This is a genomic window from Pantoea piersonii (genome assembly GCF_003612015.1).
In the GTDB taxonomy this organism is placed as follows: Bacteria; Pseudomonadota; Gammaproteobacteria; order Enterobacterales; family Enterobacteriaceae; genus Pantoea; species Pantoea piersonii.
In genome coordinates this window covers 511,735-528,227 of record NZ_RARB01000001.1, presented here as the reverse complement: position 1 = coordinate 528,227, position 16,493 = coordinate 511,735, and the positions used below count along the sequence as shown (strand labels likewise).

Sequence of the window (16,493 nt, the reverse complement as noted above, 5' to 3'; positions counted from 1 at the left end):
AGAGGAGAACACGATGAAACAGACCGTTGCGGCGCTGATCGCGAAAACGCTGGAAAACGCAGGTGTCAAACGTATCTGGGGGGTGACCGGAGACTCCCTGAATGGGCTGAGCGACAGCCTGAACCGCATGGGCACCATCGAATGGATGCCGACGCGCCATGAAGAGGTCGCCGCCTTTGCCGCCGGCGCAGAGGCTCACGTCAGCGGTGAACTGGCGGTTTGCGCCGGTTCCTGCGGGCCTGGCAACCTGCACCTGATCAACGGCCTGTTCGACTGCCACCGCAACCGCGTGCCGGTGCTGGCGATCGCCGCGCATATTCCTTCCAGCGAGATTGGCAGCGGCTATTTTCAGGAGACCCATCCGCAGGAGCTGTTCCGCGAGTGCAGCCACTACTGCGAGCTGGTGTCCAGCCCGGAGCAGCTGCCGCAGGTGCTGGGCATCGCGATGCGCAAGGCGATCCTGAATCGCGGCGTATCCGTCGTGGTCTTGCCGGGCGACGTGGCATTGAAGCCTGCGCCGGAGAGCGCCTCTGCCGAGTGGTATCCTCCGCAGCTGCCGCAGGTTGTGCCGCAGGAGAGCGAGCTGGCACTGCTGGCGCAAACCCTGAACGATGCTGGCAATATCACGTTACTGTGCGGCAGCGGCTGCGCTGGCGCGCATGACGACGTGGTACGGCTGGCGGAGACGCTCAAGGCGCCGATAGTCCATGCGCTGCGTGGCAAAGAGCACCTTGAGTATGACAACCCCTATGATGTCGGCATGACTGGGCTGATCGGCTTCTCCTCCGGTTATCACGCCATGATGAATGCCGATACGCTGCTGCTGCTCGGCACCAAATTCCCCTATCGCGCCTTCTATCCGGAACACGCGAAAATCATTCAGATTGATATCAATCCCGGTAGTCTCGGCGCGCACTGCCACCTCGATCAGGCGTATGTCGGTGCGGTGAAGCCGACGCTGCAGGCGCTGCTGCCGCGACTGGAGAAGAAAATCGATCGCCATCATCTCGACAGCGCGCTGGAACATTACGCCGATGCGCGCAAAGGGCTGGATGAGCTGGCCAACGCCAACGACAAACAGGCGATTCATCCGCAGTATCTGGCGCAGCAGATTAGCCACTACGCCAGCGATGACGCGATTTTCACCTGCGACGTCGGCACGCCCACCGTCTGGGCCGCGCGCTATCTGAAGATGAACGGACGTCGTCGCCTGCTGGGCTCTTTCAACCACGGTTCGATGGCTAACGCCATGCCGCAGGCGCTTGGCGCTCAGGCGCTGAACCGCGATCGTCAGGTGGTGGCGCTGTGCGGCGACGGCGGCTTCAGCATGCTGATGGGCGACTTTATTACCCTGGCGCAGCTCAAGCTGCCGGTGAAGCTGGTGATCTTTAACAACAGCGTACTGGGCTTTGTCGCCATGGAGATGAAGGCGGGCGGCTACCTCACCGACGGCACCGAGCTGGATAACCCTGACTTCGCCGCCATCGCCGAAGCCTGCGGCATTAAGGGCATCCGCGTGGAAAAAGCGTCTGAGCTTAACGGCGCGCTGGAGCAGGCCTTTGCCCATCCCGGCCCGGTGCTGGTAGATGTCATCACCGCCAAAGAGGAGCTGGCGATGCCGCCGCAAATCAAGATGGAGCAGGCGAAAGGCTTCAGCATCTATATGCTGCGTGCGATTCTGAATGGTCGCGGCGACGAAGTCGTGGAGCTGGCGAAAACCAACTGGCTGCGGTAAAAGAGAAAGAGAACGGCGGGCGTTGATGCGCTTTTCAGCGCGCTGGAAGTCTGAAAAGCGGGTGTCATCATGGGCAGAAGAGCAAAGCGTCCCGCGTCAGGGATGCCTTGCGCATCTTTGCGATCTGCTCATGTCACCCGCTTCGGCACCTGTTGTTAATCTTAACGGGCGTTTACGCCCGTTTTTCTTTTCTCAGGAGAGCAACGTGATCGATTTACGCAGTGATACCGTAACCCGGCCCAGCGCCGCGATGTTGCAGGCGATGATGGCCGCCGAAACCGGCGACGACGTCTATCGCGACGACCCGACCGTGAACGCGCTTGAGGCAGAAGCCGCGCGCCTCAGCGGCAAAGAGGCCGCGCTATTCTTCCCTACCGGCACCCAGGCGAATCTGGTGGCGCTGCTGAGCCACTGCGAGCGCGGCGATGAATATATCGTCGGCCAGCAGGCGCATAACTACAAATATGAAGCGGGCGGCGCGGCGGTGCTGGGCAGTATTCAGCCGCAGCCGATCCTCGCCGCCGAAGATGGCACGCTGCCGCTCGATTTAGTCGCGGCCGCCATCAAGCCGGATGATATTCACTTCGCGCGGACTCGCCTGCTCAGCCTGGAAAATACTCATCACGGTAAGGTGCTGCCGCTCGACTATCTCGCCCGCGCCTATGCGTTCAGCCGCGAACGTAAACTGGCGCTGCATATCGACGGCGCGCGCATCTTTAACGCGGTGGTGGCGCAAAACGTTACGCTGGAAGCGATCGCGCGCTACTGCGATACCCTGACTATCTGCCTGTCGAAAGGGCTGGGCACGCCGGTGGGATCGCTGCTGTGCGGCGATAAGGCCTATATTGAACGCGCCCGCCGCTGGCGCAAAATGGCAGGCGGCGGTATGCGCCAGGCGGGTATTCTGGCGGCGGCCGGTCTCTATGCGCTGCAGCACAATGTGGCACGTCTGAAAGAGGATCACGACAACGCCGCGTGGCTCGGCCAGCAGCTGCAGCAGGCGGGCGTTGAGGTGGTAGATCAGCAGACTAATATGCTGTTCGTGCGCGTGCCCGCCGAGCAGGTCCAGGCGCTGCAAAGCTGGTTCGCCCAGCGCGACGTATTGTTAAGCGTCGGGCCGGTGACGCGTATCGTGACGCATCTTGATGTCGATCGTCATGCGCTGGAGCAGCTGGTGGCGCACTGGAAAGCGTTCCTGCAGCGTTAACCGCCATACTTCTCCAGCAGCGCTTCGGCAATCGCCAGCGTTTCCGCGTCCGGCAAACCGCGATAATCCGCCGGACGAAAATGCATCTGAAACGCCGCAATCAGCTGCTGTTGCTGGCGCGGCGTGGTCGCGCCGCTGACGTCATAGCCGTAGCGCGACAGCGCCGACAGCAGCGTTTCTGTTTCTACCGGCGCTGTTGCCGCCCTTCCCGCTAAATAGCGCTTCACGCGAGCCGCCTCCGGCCAGGCGCCGATGCCCTGCTGCGCCAGCTGACGCCAGGGAAACCGCGGACCGGGGTCCTGCTTGCGCTGCGGCGCGACATCGCTGTGGCCCACAATATTCTCCGGCGCAATGGCGTAGCGTTGAGCAATATCCTTCAGCAAGGGTATCAGCGCGGCGATCTGCGCGTCGGTAAAGGGCTGCCAGTCGCGCCCGGTTAACGTGCGCGTGTAGCCGCGGTTCACCAGCTCAATGCCGATCGAGGTATCGTTAATGCGCGTTGCGCCGCGCCAGAAGCTGGGGCCGGCATGCCAGGCGAGCTGGCTCTCCGGCACCAGCTGCCAGACCACATGTTTTCCGGCGCGCTGCGGCGGCTGGCGAGGAATAAGGTAGTGGGCGCTGACGTCGCGATCGGTCAGCGTCGCCAGCGAAGAGGGAAAATCTTCGGCGGTATAGTGAATGACAACCACTTTAATACGCGGCCTGGCGCCATAAGCGGGATGCTGCGTATCGACCCAGTAGCCCTGGCGCGATTCTATCCCGCTCTGGCATCCCGCCAGCAGCAGCGTCAGCGCCGCCAGCAACAGCCTCAACGCAGGATCACCGCCGTGCCGGTCACGCTGACCATCAGCATGCTGCCGTCCTTGCCTACGGTTTCATAATCGATATCAATACCGACCACCGCGTTGGCGCCCAGCGATTTCGCCTGCGCTTCCAGCTCTTCAAAGGCGATTTCACGCGCCTTGCGCAGCTCTTTCTCATAGGCGCCGGAACGTCCGCCGACCACATCGCGGATACCGGCGAAAAAGTCGCGGAAAATGTTCGCGCCGAGGATAGCTTCGCCGGTAACGACGCCGCAGTAATCGCTGATGCTGTGTCCTTCCAGGGTGGGCGTGGTGGAAAATTTCATCGCTCTCTCCTTATATGAAATGGCGTGCAAGGCTCTTTCGACTAAAAAGCACGGCTATACTCTATGCTAAAAATGACGCTTTGCCAGAGACAATAAGGAAATCGAGATGAGAAACAAAGCCTTTGCGCTGCTGCTTCCCGCCGCACTGCTGCTCTCCGCCTGTACGACGGTCGAGCCGGTGATCAAGGACAATGGCCCACGCACCGCACCCTGCGTCGACGGCGGCCCTGACAGCGTCGCGCAGCAGTTTTACGATCTGCGCATCCAGCAGCCGACGCAAGGCCTGCCCGGCAGCGATCAGCTGGCGAAGTACCGCCCTTACCTGAGCGAACGCCTCTATCAGGCGCTACAGCAGGCGAACGCGCAAGGCAGCAATGCTACGGCGCAGTGGCGCAGCGGCGATCTCTTCTCCAGCCTGCCGCAAGGGCCAACCGCCGCCAGCGTGGCGGACAGCTCGACTATCCCGAACCGCGACGCGCGTAATATTCCGCTGCGCGTCGAGCTGAGCCGCGACGGTAAAAGCTGGCAGGACGAGGTGTTGATGATCCGCGAAGGCACCTGCTGGGTCGTGGATGACGTGCGCTACGTCGCTGACTGGCCGCATCCGGGCGGCGGTACGCTGAGCCAGGCGTTAGAACAGACAAAGAAATAACCCTCAGGTTTTATGACGCGCGCCGCTGAACAGCGGCGCGTTTTTTTACATCATCGCCGCCTGCCTGGCCTGGCGACGTTGAGTGGCGCGATATTGTGCTACCCTTTAACTGTTTCTCTGCGGTTTAATAAATTTTAACCCACTTCATTTGCATAACTATTCTGGTGCGGTTAAGATTCGCGGCACTAATGGCTATTCAAAATTTGCGCATGAGTATTCAACTAAACGGGATTAACTGCTTTTACGGCGCCCACCAGGCGCTGTTTGACATCAATCTGGATTGCCCGCAAGGCGAAACGCTGGTGCTGCTCGGCCCAAGCGGCGCGGGGAAAAGTTCACTCCTGCGCGTGCTTAACCTGCTGGAGCAGCCTCGCTCAGGCAGCCTGAAAATCGCCGGTAATCATTTCGACTTCAATAAAACGCCCTCTGACGCCGCCATCCGCGAACTGCGTCAGAATGTCGGTATGGTCTTCCAGCAATATAACCTCTGGCCGCATCTGACCGTGGTGCAGAACCTGATCGAAGCGCCATGCCGCGTGCTGGGCCTCAGCAAAGCGGATGCCCGCGCGCGCGCCGACAAGCTGCTGGATCGCCTGCGCCTCACGCCCTACGCCGATCGTTTTCCGCTGCACCTCTCCGGCGGCCAGCAGCAGCGTGTCGCCATCGCGCGCGCCCTGATGATGGAGCCGCAGGTGCTGCTGTTCGATGAGCCGACCGCCGCGCTCGATCCGGAAATTACCGCGCAGATCGTCAGCATTATCCGCGAACTCGCCCAGACGCACATTACCCAGGTTATCGTTACGCACGAGGTAGAAGTCGCCCGTAAAACCGCCAGCCGCGTGGTCTATATGGAGAACGGCCATATCGTGGAACAGGGTGACGCCAGCCGATTTACACAGCCGCAAACCGAGGCGTTTGCACATTATCTTTCGCACTAAGTCAGGAAGCTCTAAATGAAAAAAATCGTCCTTGCTGCACTGCTTGCTGGTCTGAGCCTGAGCGCGTCTGCTGCCCAGACTATTCGCTTCGCCACCGAAGCCTCCTATCCTCCGTTTGAGTTTGTCGATTCCAGCAACAAGATTCAGGGCTTTGACGTCGACCTGGCGAATGCGCTCTGTAAAGAGATGAACGCGACCTGCACCTTTACCAACCAGGCGTTCGACAGCCTGATACCGAGCCTGAAGTTCCGCCGTTTCGATGCGGTAATGGCCGGTATGGATATCACCCCGGAACGTGAAAAGCAGGTGCTATTCAGCAAGCCTTACTATGACAACTCCGCGCTGTTTATCGCGCAGAAAGGCAAGGTGGCCGATGTGGCCGCGCTGAAAGGCAAGCGCGTCGGCGTACAGAACGGCACGACGCACCAGAAATACCTTAACGATCAGCATGCCGACATCACCACTGTGCCTTACGACAGCTACCAGAACGCGGTGCTGGATCTGAAAAACGGCCGTATCGATGCGGTATTCGGCGACACCGCGGTCGTTAACGAGTGGCTGAAGCAGAACGCCAGCCTGGCGGCGGTCGGCGACAAAGTGACGGACAAAGCGTACTTCGGCACAGGTCTCGGCATCGCCGTACGTCAGGGCAACACCGATCTGCAGGCGAAGTTTAACGCCGCGCTGGATAAGGTGAAGGCCGATGGCACTTACAAAACCATCTACAGCAAATGGTTCCAGCAGTAATTACCGATGAGTGAGTTCTATCCTCTCGCCAGCGCCGCCGGCATGACCGTCGGCCTCGCTGTTTGCGCCCTGATCGCCGGCCTTGCGCTGGCGATGATTTTTGCCGGCTGGGAATCGCTGCGGTTTAAGCCGCTGGCGTGGATCGGCACGGCGCTGGTAACGCTGATCCGCGGCCTGCCGGAGATCCTGGTGGTGCTGTTTATCTACTTCGGCGCTTCGCAGCTGCTGCTGGTGCTTTCCGACGGCTTTACCCTGAATTTTGGCCTGTTTAAGCTGCCGGTGCAGGTGGCGATCGAAAACTTCGACGTCAGTCCGTTTCTGTGTGGGGTCATCGCGCTGGCGATCCTCTACTCCGCCTACGCCTCGCAAACTCTGCGCGGCGCGCTGAAGGCGGTGCCGCAGGGTCAATGGGAGTCGGGTCAGGCGCTGGGCATGAAAAAGTCCGCTATTTTTCTGCGTCTGATTATGCCGCAGATGTGGCGTCACGCGCTGCCGGGCCTCGGCAACCAGTGGCTGGTGCTGCTGAAAGATACTGCGCTGGTATCGCTGATCAGCGTTAACGATCTGATGCTGCAAACCAAAAGCATTGCGACCCGCACCCAGGAGCCTTTTACCTGGTTTCTGATTGCGGCGGCCATCTATCTGGTGATTACGCTGCTGAGCCAGGCGGTGCTGCGCCGTATCGAGCTGCGCACTACCCGCTTCGAGCGAGGAAATAGCTGATGCTGAGCTACCTGCCTGAGATCCTGAAAGGGCTGCATACCAGCCTGACGCTGACGCTGGCGTCGCTGCTGGTGGCGCTGGTTCTGGCGCTGCTTTTTACCGTCGTGCTGTCGCTGAAAACGCCGCTGCTGAATCCGCTGGTGAAAATATATATCACCCTGTTTACCGGCACGCCGCTGCTGGTGCAGATCTTCCTGATCTACTACGGCCCCGGCCAGTTTCCCGGCCTGCAAAGCATTCCCTGGCTGTGGCATCTGCTGTCGCAGCCGTGGCTCTGCGCCATGCTGGCGCTGTCGCTCAACAGCGCCGCCTATACCACGCAGCTCTTTTACGGCGCGATGCGCGCCATTCCGGCAGGCCAGTGGCAATCCTGCGCCGCGCTGGGAATGAGCCGTAAAGATACGCTGCGCATTCTGCTGCCCTATGCGTTTAAACGCGCCCTCTCCTCCTACTCCAACGAGGTGGTGCTGGTGTTTAAAGGCACATCGCTTGCCTACACCATTACGCTGATGGAAGTGATGGGCCACGGTCAGCTGCTCTACGGCCGCACCTATGACGTGATGGTGTTCGCCGCCGCCGGGCTGGTTTATCTGGTGGTGAATGGCCTGCTGACGCTGATGATGCGGCTGATTGAGCGGCGCGCGCTGGCCTTTGAGCGCAGAAGTTAATATCCAGGCGAGCAATGCTCGCCTTTTTAATTTTTTACTCACAAATATTGCATAAGGATTCATTTGCTGGCATCGTGTCAACCGTTCCGCCTCTGGTATGGCTTTCAGGAGTTACACGATGAAAAAATGGATCCTTGCCGCCGCGCTGGCGACTCTGGCAATGAGCGCCCACGCGGCAGAGACAATTCGCTTCGCCTCTTCCGCTACCTATCCCCCGTTTGAATCGCTGGATCGCGACAACCAGATCGTGGGATACGATATCGATCTGGCGAAGGCGCTCTGCCAGCAGTTAAAGGCGGAGTGCACCTTCACCAATAACGCGTTCGATAGCCTGATCCCGTCGCTGAAGTTCCGCCGTTTTGACGCGGTCATCTCCGGCATGGATATTACCGACGAGCGCAGCAAGCAGGTGGACTTTACCCAGCCCTACTACGCCAACTCCGCTATCGTTATCGCGCGCAAAGGCAAGTTCAGCGATTTCGCCTCGCTGAAGGGCAAACGTATCGGCGTTGAGAACGGCACGACGCACCAGAAATATCTGCAGGAGAAGCATCCTGAGATCGCCGCCGTCGCCTACGACAGCTATCAGAACGCCATTCTCGATATGAAAAACGGCCGTATAGACGGTGTCTTCGGCGATACGGCGGTAGTGAATCAGTGGCTGAAAACCAACGCGGATTTAGCCCCGATTGGCGAGCACGTGACGGATAAGGCTTACTTTGGCACCGGCCTGGGCATTGCGGTGCGTAAAGGCAACGACACGCTGCGCGACAGGCTGAACGGCGCGCTGGCGACGCTGAAGCACAACGGCGTCCTGCAGCAGCTCAATCAGAAGTGGTTCCCCGAGTAATTCGCCGCTATGGGCCAGCGGGCTGAAGCCTGACCGGTTCTGCATCGTCCTCAGTACAGGCTGTCAGGACGCTGGCCCACCCTCTTGCGCATCCTGGCGCGTCAGCAGGCTCAGCACCTCAAAATGCGCGGTGTGCGGAAACATATCGAACAGCTGCACGCGCGTTACGCGATAGTCCGCCAGACGCGCAATATCCTGCGCCATGCTTTCGGGATTGCAGCTGGAGTAGAGAATATAGCCGGGCGCCATACGGCTCAGGTAGTCGCACAGCGCTTTGCCGATGCCGCGGCGCGGCGGATTGACCAGCACCAGATCGGGCACCGCGTCGCGTCCGGTAGCGAAAGCGGTCGAGTCGAGCGCGGCGAAACTGACCTTTTCCAGCCCCAGCATCTCCGCCGAACGCTGCGCGCAGGCGATTGCCTCGGCGCTGATCTCGATGCCGGTCAGCTGCATCTGCGGCGTGGCGCAGTGCAGGCCAAAACCGCCGACGCCGCAGAAGAGATCCCACATGCTGCCGATCGCCAGCTCGCGCACCCAGTCGCGCGCCGTAGCGTAGAGCGCGGCGGCAACCTGCGGGTTAGTCTGGAAAAAGCTCTGCGGTCGGATCCAGAGCGGTACCTGATTAAAGCTCTCCGCCAGCGACTGAGACGGCGTCAGCGCAATCTCCTCATCCCCTTCCAGAATCGCCATATGCACCGGCTGTATATTCGCGGAGATCACCTTAAGCTGCGGCAGCTGTTGCTGCAGCCACGGCAGCGCGGCACGCAGCTGATCCAGTTTTTCCCGGGAGCGCAGCACAAAGCGCAGCATCATGCCGCCCTGCGTGCTTTCGGTCAGCAGCAGAAATTTCAGCTCGCCGCGCCTGCGTGCCACGTTATAGGGAGTTAAGCCCGCACGGGCGATAAAGGGTTTCAGCGCGGCAAAAACCGGCGCAAAGCTCTCTGGATAGAGTGGACAGGTACTGAGATCCACTGCGCTGCCGTCGCGCTGCACCATGCCCAGCACCGGACGCTCCACGCTGCCGCTGACCACCATCTTCGCCTTGTTGCGAAACGCCTGCTGCGCCGAGGTCACCGGCGGCAGCCACTGCGCTACCGGCTGCTGCGCCAGCAGCGCTTCCAGCCGCGCCTGCTTGTCGCTGAGCTGTTGCGAATAGGGTTTTTCCAGCCACTGACATGAACGGCAGCGGTCGGCGTCATAGAGCGCGCATTGCATCGGGTAAGGCCTGTGTTACTCCCAGGGGTTCGGGCGGAGCGCGATTGTATCACCGCTTACGGAAAAATGCGCGGCTGCTGGCCGGCACAAACAGCAGTCCCAGCACCAGCAAATCGGGCAGCTTTTGCATCAGCGTATGGTGAATTATTTGCGCGTTGTTCGCGCCGCTGATGCTGAAAATCTCCGGGTAGATAGCGCCAGTCGACGCCAGCAGCATATAGAGCAGCACCGCGATCTGGGTGGCGAAAAAGCCCCAGCGGCCGCGGTTGCTGCCGCGCAACAGCAGAAAGGCGCAGCGCAGCTCATAAAAAAAGATCAGCTGGCTGGCGATAAAGATAAGGGTGGAATCCCAGGCCTGCGCGCTGCGGTGAACAAAGTTCACTATCTCCTCAAAGCCCAGCTCGTTCGCCAGCATCAGCACGCTCAGGCAGCGCGTGGCGATAATGGCGATGCCCGCGACCGTCACCGATACGGGGGCGAGAGAGATAAAATCGCTGTTTTTCAGGGTTTCCGACATGGTAAGGCTCCGTCACGGTACGCAAGCGGGCGGAAAAAACCGCCCGCTTTTATAGTGGCAAAAGCTGCGGATTTCAGCCACGTCTGGCTTTCTGAATATCGCGAACACGCTGCTTTTCTTCGTGCGCCATCCAGCGCCAGGCGATAAACCCAACCAGCCCGACCACAAACAGGATTAGCGAGGCCAGCGCGTTAATTTCCGGGTTTACACCGCGTCGTACGGTGGCGAAGATCGCCATCGGCAAGGTCGTCGCGCCAGGCCCGGTGACGAAGCTGGCGATCACCAGATCGTCCAGCGACAGCGTAAAGGCCAGCAGCCAGCCGGTAACGATCGCTGGTGCGATCATCGGCACGGTAATCACAAAGAAAACCTTTAGCGGCGTTGCGCCCAGATCCATCGCCGCCTCTTCGATGGAGCGATCGAGCTCGCGCAGGCGTGAATTGATCACCACCGCCACATAGGCGGTACAGAAGGTGACGTGCGCCAGCCAGATGGTCAGCATGCCGCGATCGCTCGGCCAGCCGAAAGCGTTGCCCATGGCGACGAAGAGCAGCAGCAGCGACAGCCCGGTGATCACATCAGGCATCACCAGCGGCGCGGTCAGCATAAAGGCGAAGCCGGTATGGCCGCGGAAACGGCCAAAGCGCACCACCACCACCGCAGCCATCGTGCCGAGCACCACCGCCATGGTGGCGCTCAGCGCGGCGATGGTCAGGCTCAGCCCTACCGCGTCGAGCATGGCGTCGTCCTGAAACAGCACGCGATACCAGTGAAAAGAGAAGCTCTCCCATACCGTCACCAGCTGCGAGCTGTTAAAGGAGTAGACCACCAGCAGCAGCATCGGCGCATAAAGAAAGAGGAAACCGCAGAGCAGAATGGCGGTGCGCCATGGCGAGCGGATCGCAGGCAGCTGGTTCATTCCTTCTCTCCCATTTCACGGTTTTGATGCTTATGGAACCAGACGATAGGCAAAATCAAAATCAGCAGGATAATCACCGCCAGCGCCGAGGCAACCGGCCAGTCGCGGTTGTTGAAAAATTCCTGCCACAGGATACGGCCAATCATAATGCTGTCCGGTCCGCCCAGCAGTTCCGGAATGACGTATTCGCCCACCGCCGGGATAAAGACCAGCATCGAACCGGCGATAATGCCGCCTTTGGTCAGCGGCACAATTACGCTGAAAAAGGTTTTCAGCGGCTTCGCGCCGAGATCGAGCGAGGCTTCCACCAGCGAATAGTCGATGCGCGTCAGGGCGGTATAGATCGGCAGCACCATAAACGGCAGGTAACAGTAGACGATACCGATATAGACCGCCGTATTGGTATAGAGGATCACCAGCGGATGGTCGATAACACCCAGCCACATCAGGAAGCGGTTCAGGATGCCGTTATTATTCAGCAGGCCCATCCAGGCGTAGACACGCACCAGGAAAGAGGTCCACGACGGCAGGATCACCAGCAGCAGCAGGATGGTGCGCATCGAAGGCTTACTGTGCGCTACCGCCCAGGCGAGCGGATAGCCCACCAGCAGGCAGATCAAGGTCGAAATTGCCGCCACCTTCAGCGACTGCAGATAGGCGTCCACGTAGAGCGGATCGTCGGTCAGCGTCAGGTAGTTGCCCAGATTGAGCACGATATTGAGCTGATCGTCAGCCCAGCTAATCAGCTCGGTATAGGGCGGAATGGCGCGCGCAATATCGGCGAAGCTGATCTTCAGCACAATCAAAAACGGCAGCAGGAAAAAAAGCACCAGCCAGACGTAAGGCAGCGCGATCGCCAGCTTGCGGCCGTGACGCATTTTCATGCGCGTCGCCCAGCGCTGCAGCGGCGTACCGGCCAGCCGGGCGCGGACCGGCTTGCTGGAGTGAAAAAGTTGGCTCATTACGTCTCCTTAAGCCGTCAGCACCACACAGCTGTCGACATCCCAGCAGAGGCGAACTTCATCGCCCCAGGTCGGCAGGCCTTTGCGGAAACGGTGGGCATTCTGCAGCTGGGCGCTGATCATCTGCCCGCTTTTCAGCCGCACATGATAGATAGAGAGGTCGCCGAGGTAGGCGATATGCACCACTTCGCCAACGGCGAAGTTATAGCCATCTTCCGGCACCTCTTCGCACAGCATCACTTTTTCCGGGCGCAGCGCGACATGCACCGGCACGTTATCCGGTACTGATACGTCGGAGTCGACCTTCAGCGGATGCACCAGCCCCGGGCTGTCGATGACCAGACCATCTTCCTGACGTTCACGCAGCATGCCGTTAAAGACATTAACCGAGCCGATAAACTCGGCGCTGTAAACGGTAGTGGGATGTTCATAAATCTCTTCCGGCTCGCCGATCTGCACGAACTTGCCGCGGTTCATAATGGCAATGCGGCCCGCCATGGTCATCGCCTCTTCCTGGTCGTGGGTGACCATCACGCAGGTCGCGCCAACGCGCTCAAGGATGTCTACCACTTCCAGCTGCATCCGGTCGCGCAATTTTTTATCGAGCGCCCCCATCGGCTCGTCGAGCAGCAGCAGCTTGGGACGCTTCGCCAGGCTGCGCGCCAGCGCCACGCGCTGACGCTGGCCGCCGGAGAGCTGGTGCGGCTTGCGCTTCGCGAACTCCTGCATATGCACCAGCGCCAGCATCTCCTGCACGCGCGCCGTGATTTCGCCCTTCGGCAGTCTGTCCTGTTTGAGCCCGAACGCGATGTTCTGCTCCACCGTCATATGCGGGAAGAGCGCGTAGGACTGAAACATCATATTTACCGGGCGCTGGTAAGGCGGAACGTGGGAGAGATCCTGTCCGTCCAGCACGATCTGCCCGCTGGTCGGCGGCTCAAACCCTGCCAGCATGCGCAGCAGCGTCGATTTTCCGCAGCCGGAGGCGCCGAGCAGCGCGAAAATTTCGCCTTTATAGATGGTCAGGCTGACGTCATCGACGGCGTGCTGCCCGTCGAAGGACTTGGTCAGGTTGTGGATCTCCAGCAGCGGCGTTAACGCCTTTGCGGTTTTATGGGGGGGACGAGGGATCGCGTCGTTCACTAACAGTTCACTCCGGTCTACGCGGAACGGCTAAGCCAGCCGCTAAAAAAGAGAAAACAGAGGCCAGCGCAGCGCCTCTGTTCCAGGTTGTAAGCTTGCGATTGCGCAAAAAGCCGTTTATTTCCCGCTTTTCACTCGCGTCCACGCACGGGTGCGCGCGCGATCCAGCTTCGGATCCTGCACTTTCAGCACGAACAGCTTCGACATCGCTTCCGGCGTCGGGAAGATGCCCGGATTGTTGCGGACGTCGGCATTGATGAGCGGCAGCGATGCCTTGTTACCGTTAGCGTAGGACATCTTGTTGGAAACGTCGGCAATGACTTTCGGATCCATGATGTAGTTCAGCCACTGATAGGCCGCATCAAGATTTTTCGCGTCCTTCGGAATCGCCATCATGTCGAAGAAGGCGAGCGCGCCCTCTTTCGGCACGCTGTAGGCGAGCTGCACGCCGTTTTTCGCCTGTTCAGCGCGTTTTTTCGCCTGCAGAATATCGCCGGACCAGCCAATAGCGACGCAGGTATTGCCGTTTGCCAGGTCGTTGATGTACTGCGACGAGTGGAAGTAGCGAATGCTGGGGCGCAGCTTCAGCAGCAGATCGGTCGCCGCGCCGGAGTAATCTTTGGCGTCGGAGCTGTTGGGATCTTTGCCGAGATAATTCAGCACGGTGGCGAAAATCTCTTCTGGCGCGTCAAGGAAAGAGACGCCGCAGCTCTTCAGCTTCTCCAGGTTTTCCGGCTTCAGCACCAGATCCCAGCTGTTGACCGGCGCATCAGCGCCCAGCGCGGCTTTCACCTTTTCGACGTTATAGCCGATACCGGTGGTGCCCCACAGATAAGGAATCGCGTATTTATTATCGGGATCGTGCTGGGCGACTTTCTTCATCAGCTCAGGATCGAGATTTTTGTAGTTTGGCAGTTTGCTCTTATCCAGCGGCTGGAATACGCCGGACTGCAGCTGGCGCGCCAGGAAGCTGGAGGATGGCACCACCACGTCGTAGCCGGTGCTGCCCGCCATCAGTTTGCCTTCCAGCACTTCGTTGGAATCGAAGACGTCGTAGACCACTTTAATGCCAGACTGCTTTTCAAAATTCGGAACGGTGTCCGCCGAGATATAATCTGACCAGTTATAGACATGCAGCGTTTTATCTTCCGCCATCGATCCTGCTGAGGCGACCATCAGTACGCCGGTAACCGCAGCTGACAACCATTTTTTCTGATTGAACATCTTCTTACTTCCTCCTGAGCGGATCGTCACAACCTGGCCAGACCTGATCCCAGCGCTGCGAGCTGTGCGTCAATTCACAGACACAATGAATCAATATTCATTGAGAGTTTAATAGTAAAAACTGATACCTGCGCTGCGAATCCACGTACCATGCAGCCCCGCAAGAATAGCCCCCCGTCCTTTGCTCTACCATACCCCAGCGTAAAAAACGCCTTTTAGCGACAGGTTATGCATGTTTGTGCTATGTGGTCTGGCAGGAATGGCATAAAGCACGAGAAATATCTGGCATTAAAGGGCAAAATGCAGAATAAAAAATGGCGAAGCCAGAAATGAAAACTGCCGCATAAAGCGGCAGTTAAAACGAGACGGTAAAAGCGGCTGGCCTAGTGCAGCAGTGAATGGCTGAAGCTGGCGGGCGTGCGCTCTTCCTCTTCGCCCATCATCAGCAAATTATTGGCGAAGGCCTCCATAATCACCATGGAGACCTGCTCTTCGCTCTGCTTCATAAAGCTGGCGAACTGGCCGAAGGTCAAGCCGGCGGTAGTACCGAGAGACTGGCAGACAATCAGCTTCGGCAGGTTGTCGTCCTGAATGTCGATAAAGGCTTTTACCGTGAGTGAACTGGCATTGATCTGCGACAGATCGCCAACCAGCGGGATCAGCGCCGTCGGCTTCACTTCCGCCAGTGCGGAGAAGAGAATAACGTTGTCGACCAGATCGATTTTGGCGTCAAACACCCCATCGAAATTTTGCATGTGCGGCAGATGGAGTGCCTGACAGGCATCACATTCGAACCAGGTGATATTTTGCTGATCCAGCCAGCGACGCAACAGGTCGATATCCGGAACGACAAGAGAATCCATCGTAGTGTCCCAAGGGGTGAATAAACAGGCGACTAAGCTTACGGAAAAAAAACGCGTGACGCTACGAAAACCGCTGAAAAGCGCGCGTCAGCCGCCGGTTTTAAGACTGAAACCGGGCAAAGCGTTCCGCTCTGTCCAGCCGATCATCATCCCGGCGATATCCATACCGGTGGCGGTTTCGATCCCCTCCAGCCCAGGCGAGGCGTTAACCTCCATCACCAGCGGGCCGCGACGAGCGCGCAAAATATCTACACCCGCCACTTCCAGCCCCAGCGTCGCGGCTGCTTTAACCGCCATGGCGCGCTCCTGCGGCGTGATCTCCACCGGATGCGCTTTGCCGCCGCGGTGCAGATTAGAGCGGAAATCGCCCTCTTTCGCCTCGCGCTCAATCGCCGCCACCACTTCATCGCCTATGACCAGGCAGCGCACGTCGCGTCCCTGCGCTTCCTGAATAAACTCCTGCACCAGAATATGCGCGTTGAGCCCGCGGAAGGCGTCGATCACGCTCTCCGCTGCCTGTCGCGTCTCCGCCAGCACCACGCCGATGCCTTGCGTGCCTTCCACCAGCTTCACCACCAGCGGCGCGCCGCCCACCATGGCGATAAGATCCTGGGTATCGTCCGGCGACGAGGCGAAGCCGGTCACCGGCATATCGATGCCCTGACGCGCCAGCAGCTGCAGCGAGCGCAGCTTGTCGCGGGCGCGGGCGATCGCCAGCGACTCGTTGAGGGGGTAGCTGCCGCACATTTCGAACTGACGCAGCACCGCCGTGCCGTAAAAGGTGATGGCGGGCCCGATGCGCGGAATAACCGCATCGAAATGACCGAGGGGTTCGCCGCGGTAGTGCACCGTCGGCGACGCCGGATTGATATTCATGTAGCAGGAGAGCGGATCGATGATTTGAACCTCGTGCCCGCGCTGTTCGGCAACCTCACGCAGGCGTCGGCAGGAATAAAGCTGCCCGTCACGCGACAGGATGGCGATTTTCATCATCGAACCTC

Annotated in this window: 18 protein-coding genes; 8 read left to right on the top strand and 10 right to left on the bottom strand. The window is 59.4% G+C overall.

Translation table 11 applies throughout. The features are described from left to right. Positions 1-13: 13 nt before the first annotated feature. Positions 14-1,735, top strand: a complete 1,722-nt coding sequence (gene poxB, locus D7S44_RS02585; RefSeq protein ID WP_120451758.1) for a ubiquinone-dependent pyruvate dehydrogenase — start codon at positions 14-16, stop codon at positions 1,733-1,735. Between the two features lie 205 nt (positions 1,736-1,940). Then, the gene (gene ltaE, locus D7S44_RS02580) at positions 1,941-2,942 is read left to right on the top strand and encodes a low-specificity L-threonine aldolase (RefSeq protein ID WP_120451756.1); all 1,002 of its coding nucleotides are present in this window, start codon (positions 1,941-1,943) and stop codon (positions 2,940-2,942) included. Here ltaE and D7S44_RS02575 read toward each other — a convergent pair. Beyond that, a complete protein-coding gene (locus D7S44_RS02575) occupies positions 2,939-3,754 on the bottom strand; it encodes an N-acetylmuramoyl-L-alanine amidase (protein WP_120451754.1) in 816 nt (271 codons plus the stop codon). The two genes, ltaE and D7S44_RS02575, sit on opposite strands and share 4 nt — an antisense overlap. Beyond that, positions 3,751-4,071 (bottom strand): heavy metal-binding domain-containing protein, encoded by a 321-nt coding sequence (locus D7S44_RS02570; protein WP_120451752.1) that lies wholly within the window; start codon positions 4,069-4,071, stop codon positions 3,751-3,753. The genes D7S44_RS02575 and D7S44_RS02570 overlap by 4 nt, the downstream gene beginning before the upstream one ends. Before the next feature lie 106 nt (positions 4,072-4,177). On the opposite strand from D7S44_RS02570, the gene D7S44_RS02565 reads away from it, so the two are divergent. From D7S44_RS02565 to D7S44_RS02540, 6 genes are all read left to right on the top strand, one after another. Next, positions 4,178-4,723, top strand: a complete 546-nt coding sequence (locus tag D7S44_RS02565; protein WP_120451750.1) for a lipoprotein — start codon at positions 4,178-4,180, stop codon at positions 4,721-4,723. Between the two features lie 209 nt (positions 4,724-4,932). Beyond that, positions 4,933-5,661 (top strand): arginine ABC transporter ATP-binding protein ArtP, encoded by a 729-nt coding sequence (artP, locus tag D7S44_RS02560; RefSeq protein ID WP_120451747.1) that lies wholly within the window; start codon positions 4,933-4,935, stop codon positions 5,659-5,661. A gap of 15 nt (positions 5,662-5,676) precedes the next feature. Beyond that, positions 5,677-6,408 (top strand): arginine ABC transporter substrate-binding protein, encoded by a 732-nt coding sequence (gene artJ, locus D7S44_RS02555; RefSeq protein WP_120451745.1) that lies wholly within the window; start codon positions 5,677-5,679, stop codon positions 6,406-6,408. Between the two features lie 6 nt (positions 6,409-6,414). Beyond that, positions 6,415-7,131, top strand: coding sequence for an arginine ABC transporter permease ArtQ (gene artQ / locus D7S44_RS02550; protein WP_120451743.1), 717 nt, complete (start codon positions 6,415-6,417; stop codon positions 7,129-7,131). Then, positions 7,131-7,799, top strand: a complete 669-nt coding sequence (gene artM / locus D7S44_RS02545) for an arginine ABC transporter permease ArtM (protein WP_120451741.1) — start codon at positions 7,131-7,133, stop codon at positions 7,797-7,799. Before artQ ends, artM begins: the two co-directional genes overlap by 1 nt. A 118-nt stretch (positions 7,800-7,917) precedes the next feature. Beyond that, the gene (locus D7S44_RS02540) at positions 7,918-8,649 is read left to right on the top strand and encodes an arginine ABC transporter substrate-binding protein (RefSeq protein WP_120451739.1); all 732 of its coding nucleotides are present in this window, start codon (positions 7,918-7,920) and stop codon (positions 8,647-8,649) included. A 63-nt stretch (positions 8,650-8,712) separates the two neighbouring features. Here D7S44_RS02540 and rlmC read toward each other — a convergent pair whose 3' ends face one another. The 8 genes from rlmC to rimK all read right to left on the bottom strand — a co-directional run bounded on the left by rlmC (position 8,713) and on the right by rimK (position 16,482). Then, positions 8,713-9,864: a 23S rRNA (uracil(747)-C(5))-methyltransferase RlmC gene (gene rlmC, locus D7S44_RS02535; RefSeq protein ID WP_120451737.1), complete on the bottom strand. Its 1,152-nt coding sequence runs from the start codon at positions 9,862-9,864 to the stop codon at positions 8,713-8,715. 49 nt (positions 9,865-9,913) lie between these two features. Then, positions 9,914-10,381: a YbjO family protein gene (locus tag D7S44_RS02530; protein ID WP_120451735.1), complete on the bottom strand. Its 468-nt coding sequence runs from the start codon at positions 10,379-10,381 to the stop codon at positions 9,914-9,916. Between the two features lie 73 nt (positions 10,382-10,454). Beyond that, positions 10,455-11,300 (bottom strand): putrescine ABC transporter permease PotI, encoded by an 846-nt coding sequence (gene potI / locus D7S44_RS02525; protein ID WP_120451733.1) that lies wholly within the window; start codon positions 11,298-11,300, stop codon positions 10,455-10,457. Then, entirely contained in the window at positions 11,297-12,262 is a 966-nt protein-coding gene (gene potH / locus D7S44_RS02520) for a putrescine ABC transporter permease PotH (protein ID WP_120451731.1), read from the bottom strand. Before potH ends, potI begins: the two co-directional genes overlap by 4 nt. Before the next feature lie 9 nt (positions 12,263-12,271). Next, a complete protein-coding gene (potG, locus tag D7S44_RS02515; protein ID WP_158591212.1) occupies positions 12,272-13,405 on the bottom strand; it encodes a putrescine ABC transporter ATP-binding subunit PotG in 1,134 nt (377 codons plus the stop codon). Between the two features lie 117 nt (positions 13,406-13,522). Beyond that, entirely contained in the window at positions 13,523-14,629 is a 1,107-nt protein-coding gene (gene potF, locus D7S44_RS02510; protein WP_120451727.1) for a spermidine/putrescine ABC transporter substrate-binding protein PotF, read from the bottom strand. Between the two features lie 383 nt (positions 14,630-15,012). Continuing rightward, the gene (locus D7S44_RS02505; RefSeq protein ID WP_120451725.1) at positions 15,013-15,492 is read right to left on the bottom strand and encodes a YbjN domain-containing protein; all 480 of its coding nucleotides are present in this window, start codon (positions 15,490-15,492) and stop codon (positions 15,013-15,015) included. An 87-nt stretch (positions 15,493-15,579) separates the two neighbouring features. Next, complete coding sequence (rimK, locus tag D7S44_RS02500; protein WP_120452848.1) at positions 15,580-16,482, bottom strand: 30S ribosomal protein S6--L-glutamate ligase; 903 nt, start codon at positions 16,480-16,482, stop codon at positions 15,580-15,582. Positions 16,483-16,493 lie beyond the last annotated feature (11 nt).

Coding starts and splice junctions, on each gene's coding strand:
- poxB (WP_120451758.1), top strand. CDS start 14: ATGAAACAGACCGTTGCGGCGCTGATCGCGAAAACGCTGGAAAACGCA.
- D7S44_RS02570 (WP_120451752.1), bottom strand. CDS start 4,071: ATGAAATTTTCCACCACGCCCACCCTGGAAGGACACAGCATCAGCGAT.
- D7S44_RS02565 (WP_120451750.1), top strand. CDS start 4,178: ATGAGAAACAAAGCCTTTGCGCTGCTGCTTCCCGCCGCACTGCTGCTC.
- artP (WP_120451747.1), top strand. CDS start 4,933: ATGAGTATTCAACTAAACGGGATTAACTGCTTTTACGGCGCCCACCAG.
- artJ (WP_120451745.1), top strand. CDS start 5,677: ATGAAAAAAATCGTCCTTGCTGCACTGCTTGCTGGTCTGAGCCTGAGC.
- artQ (WP_120451743.1), top strand. CDS start 6,415: ATGAGTGAGTTCTATCCTCTCGCCAGCGCCGCCGGCATGACCGTCGGC.
- artM (WP_120451741.1), top strand. CDS start 7,131: ATGCTGAGCTACCTGCCTGAGATCCTGAAAGGGCTGCATACCAGCCTG.
- D7S44_RS02540 (WP_120451739.1), top strand. CDS start 7,918: ATGAAAAAATGGATCCTTGCCGCCGCGCTGGCGACTCTGGCAATGAGC.
- rlmC (WP_120451737.1), bottom strand. CDS start 9,864: ATGCAATGCGCGCTCTATGACGCCGACCGCTGCCGTTCATGTCAGTGG.
- D7S44_RS02530 (WP_120451735.1), bottom strand. CDS start 10,381: ATGTCGGAAACCCTGAAAAACAGCGATTTTATCTCTCTCGCCCCCGTA.
- potI (WP_120451733.1), bottom strand. CDS start 11,300: ATGAACCAGCTGCCTGCGATCCGCTCGCCATGGCGCACCGCCATTCTG.
- potH (WP_120451731.1), bottom strand. CDS start 12,262: ATGAGCCAACTTTTTCACTCCAGCAAGCCGGTCCGCGCCCGGCTGGCC.
- potF (WP_120451727.1), bottom strand. CDS start 14,629: ATGTTCAATCAGAAAAAATGGTTGTCAGCTGCGGTTACCGGCGTACTG.
- D7S44_RS02505 (WP_120451725.1), bottom strand. CDS start 15,492: ATGGATTCTCTTGTCGTTCCGGATATCGACCTGTTGCGTCGCTGGCTG.
- rimK (WP_120452848.1), bottom strand. CDS start 16,482: ATGAAAATCGCCATCCTGTCGCGTGACGGGCAGCTTTATTCCTGCCGA.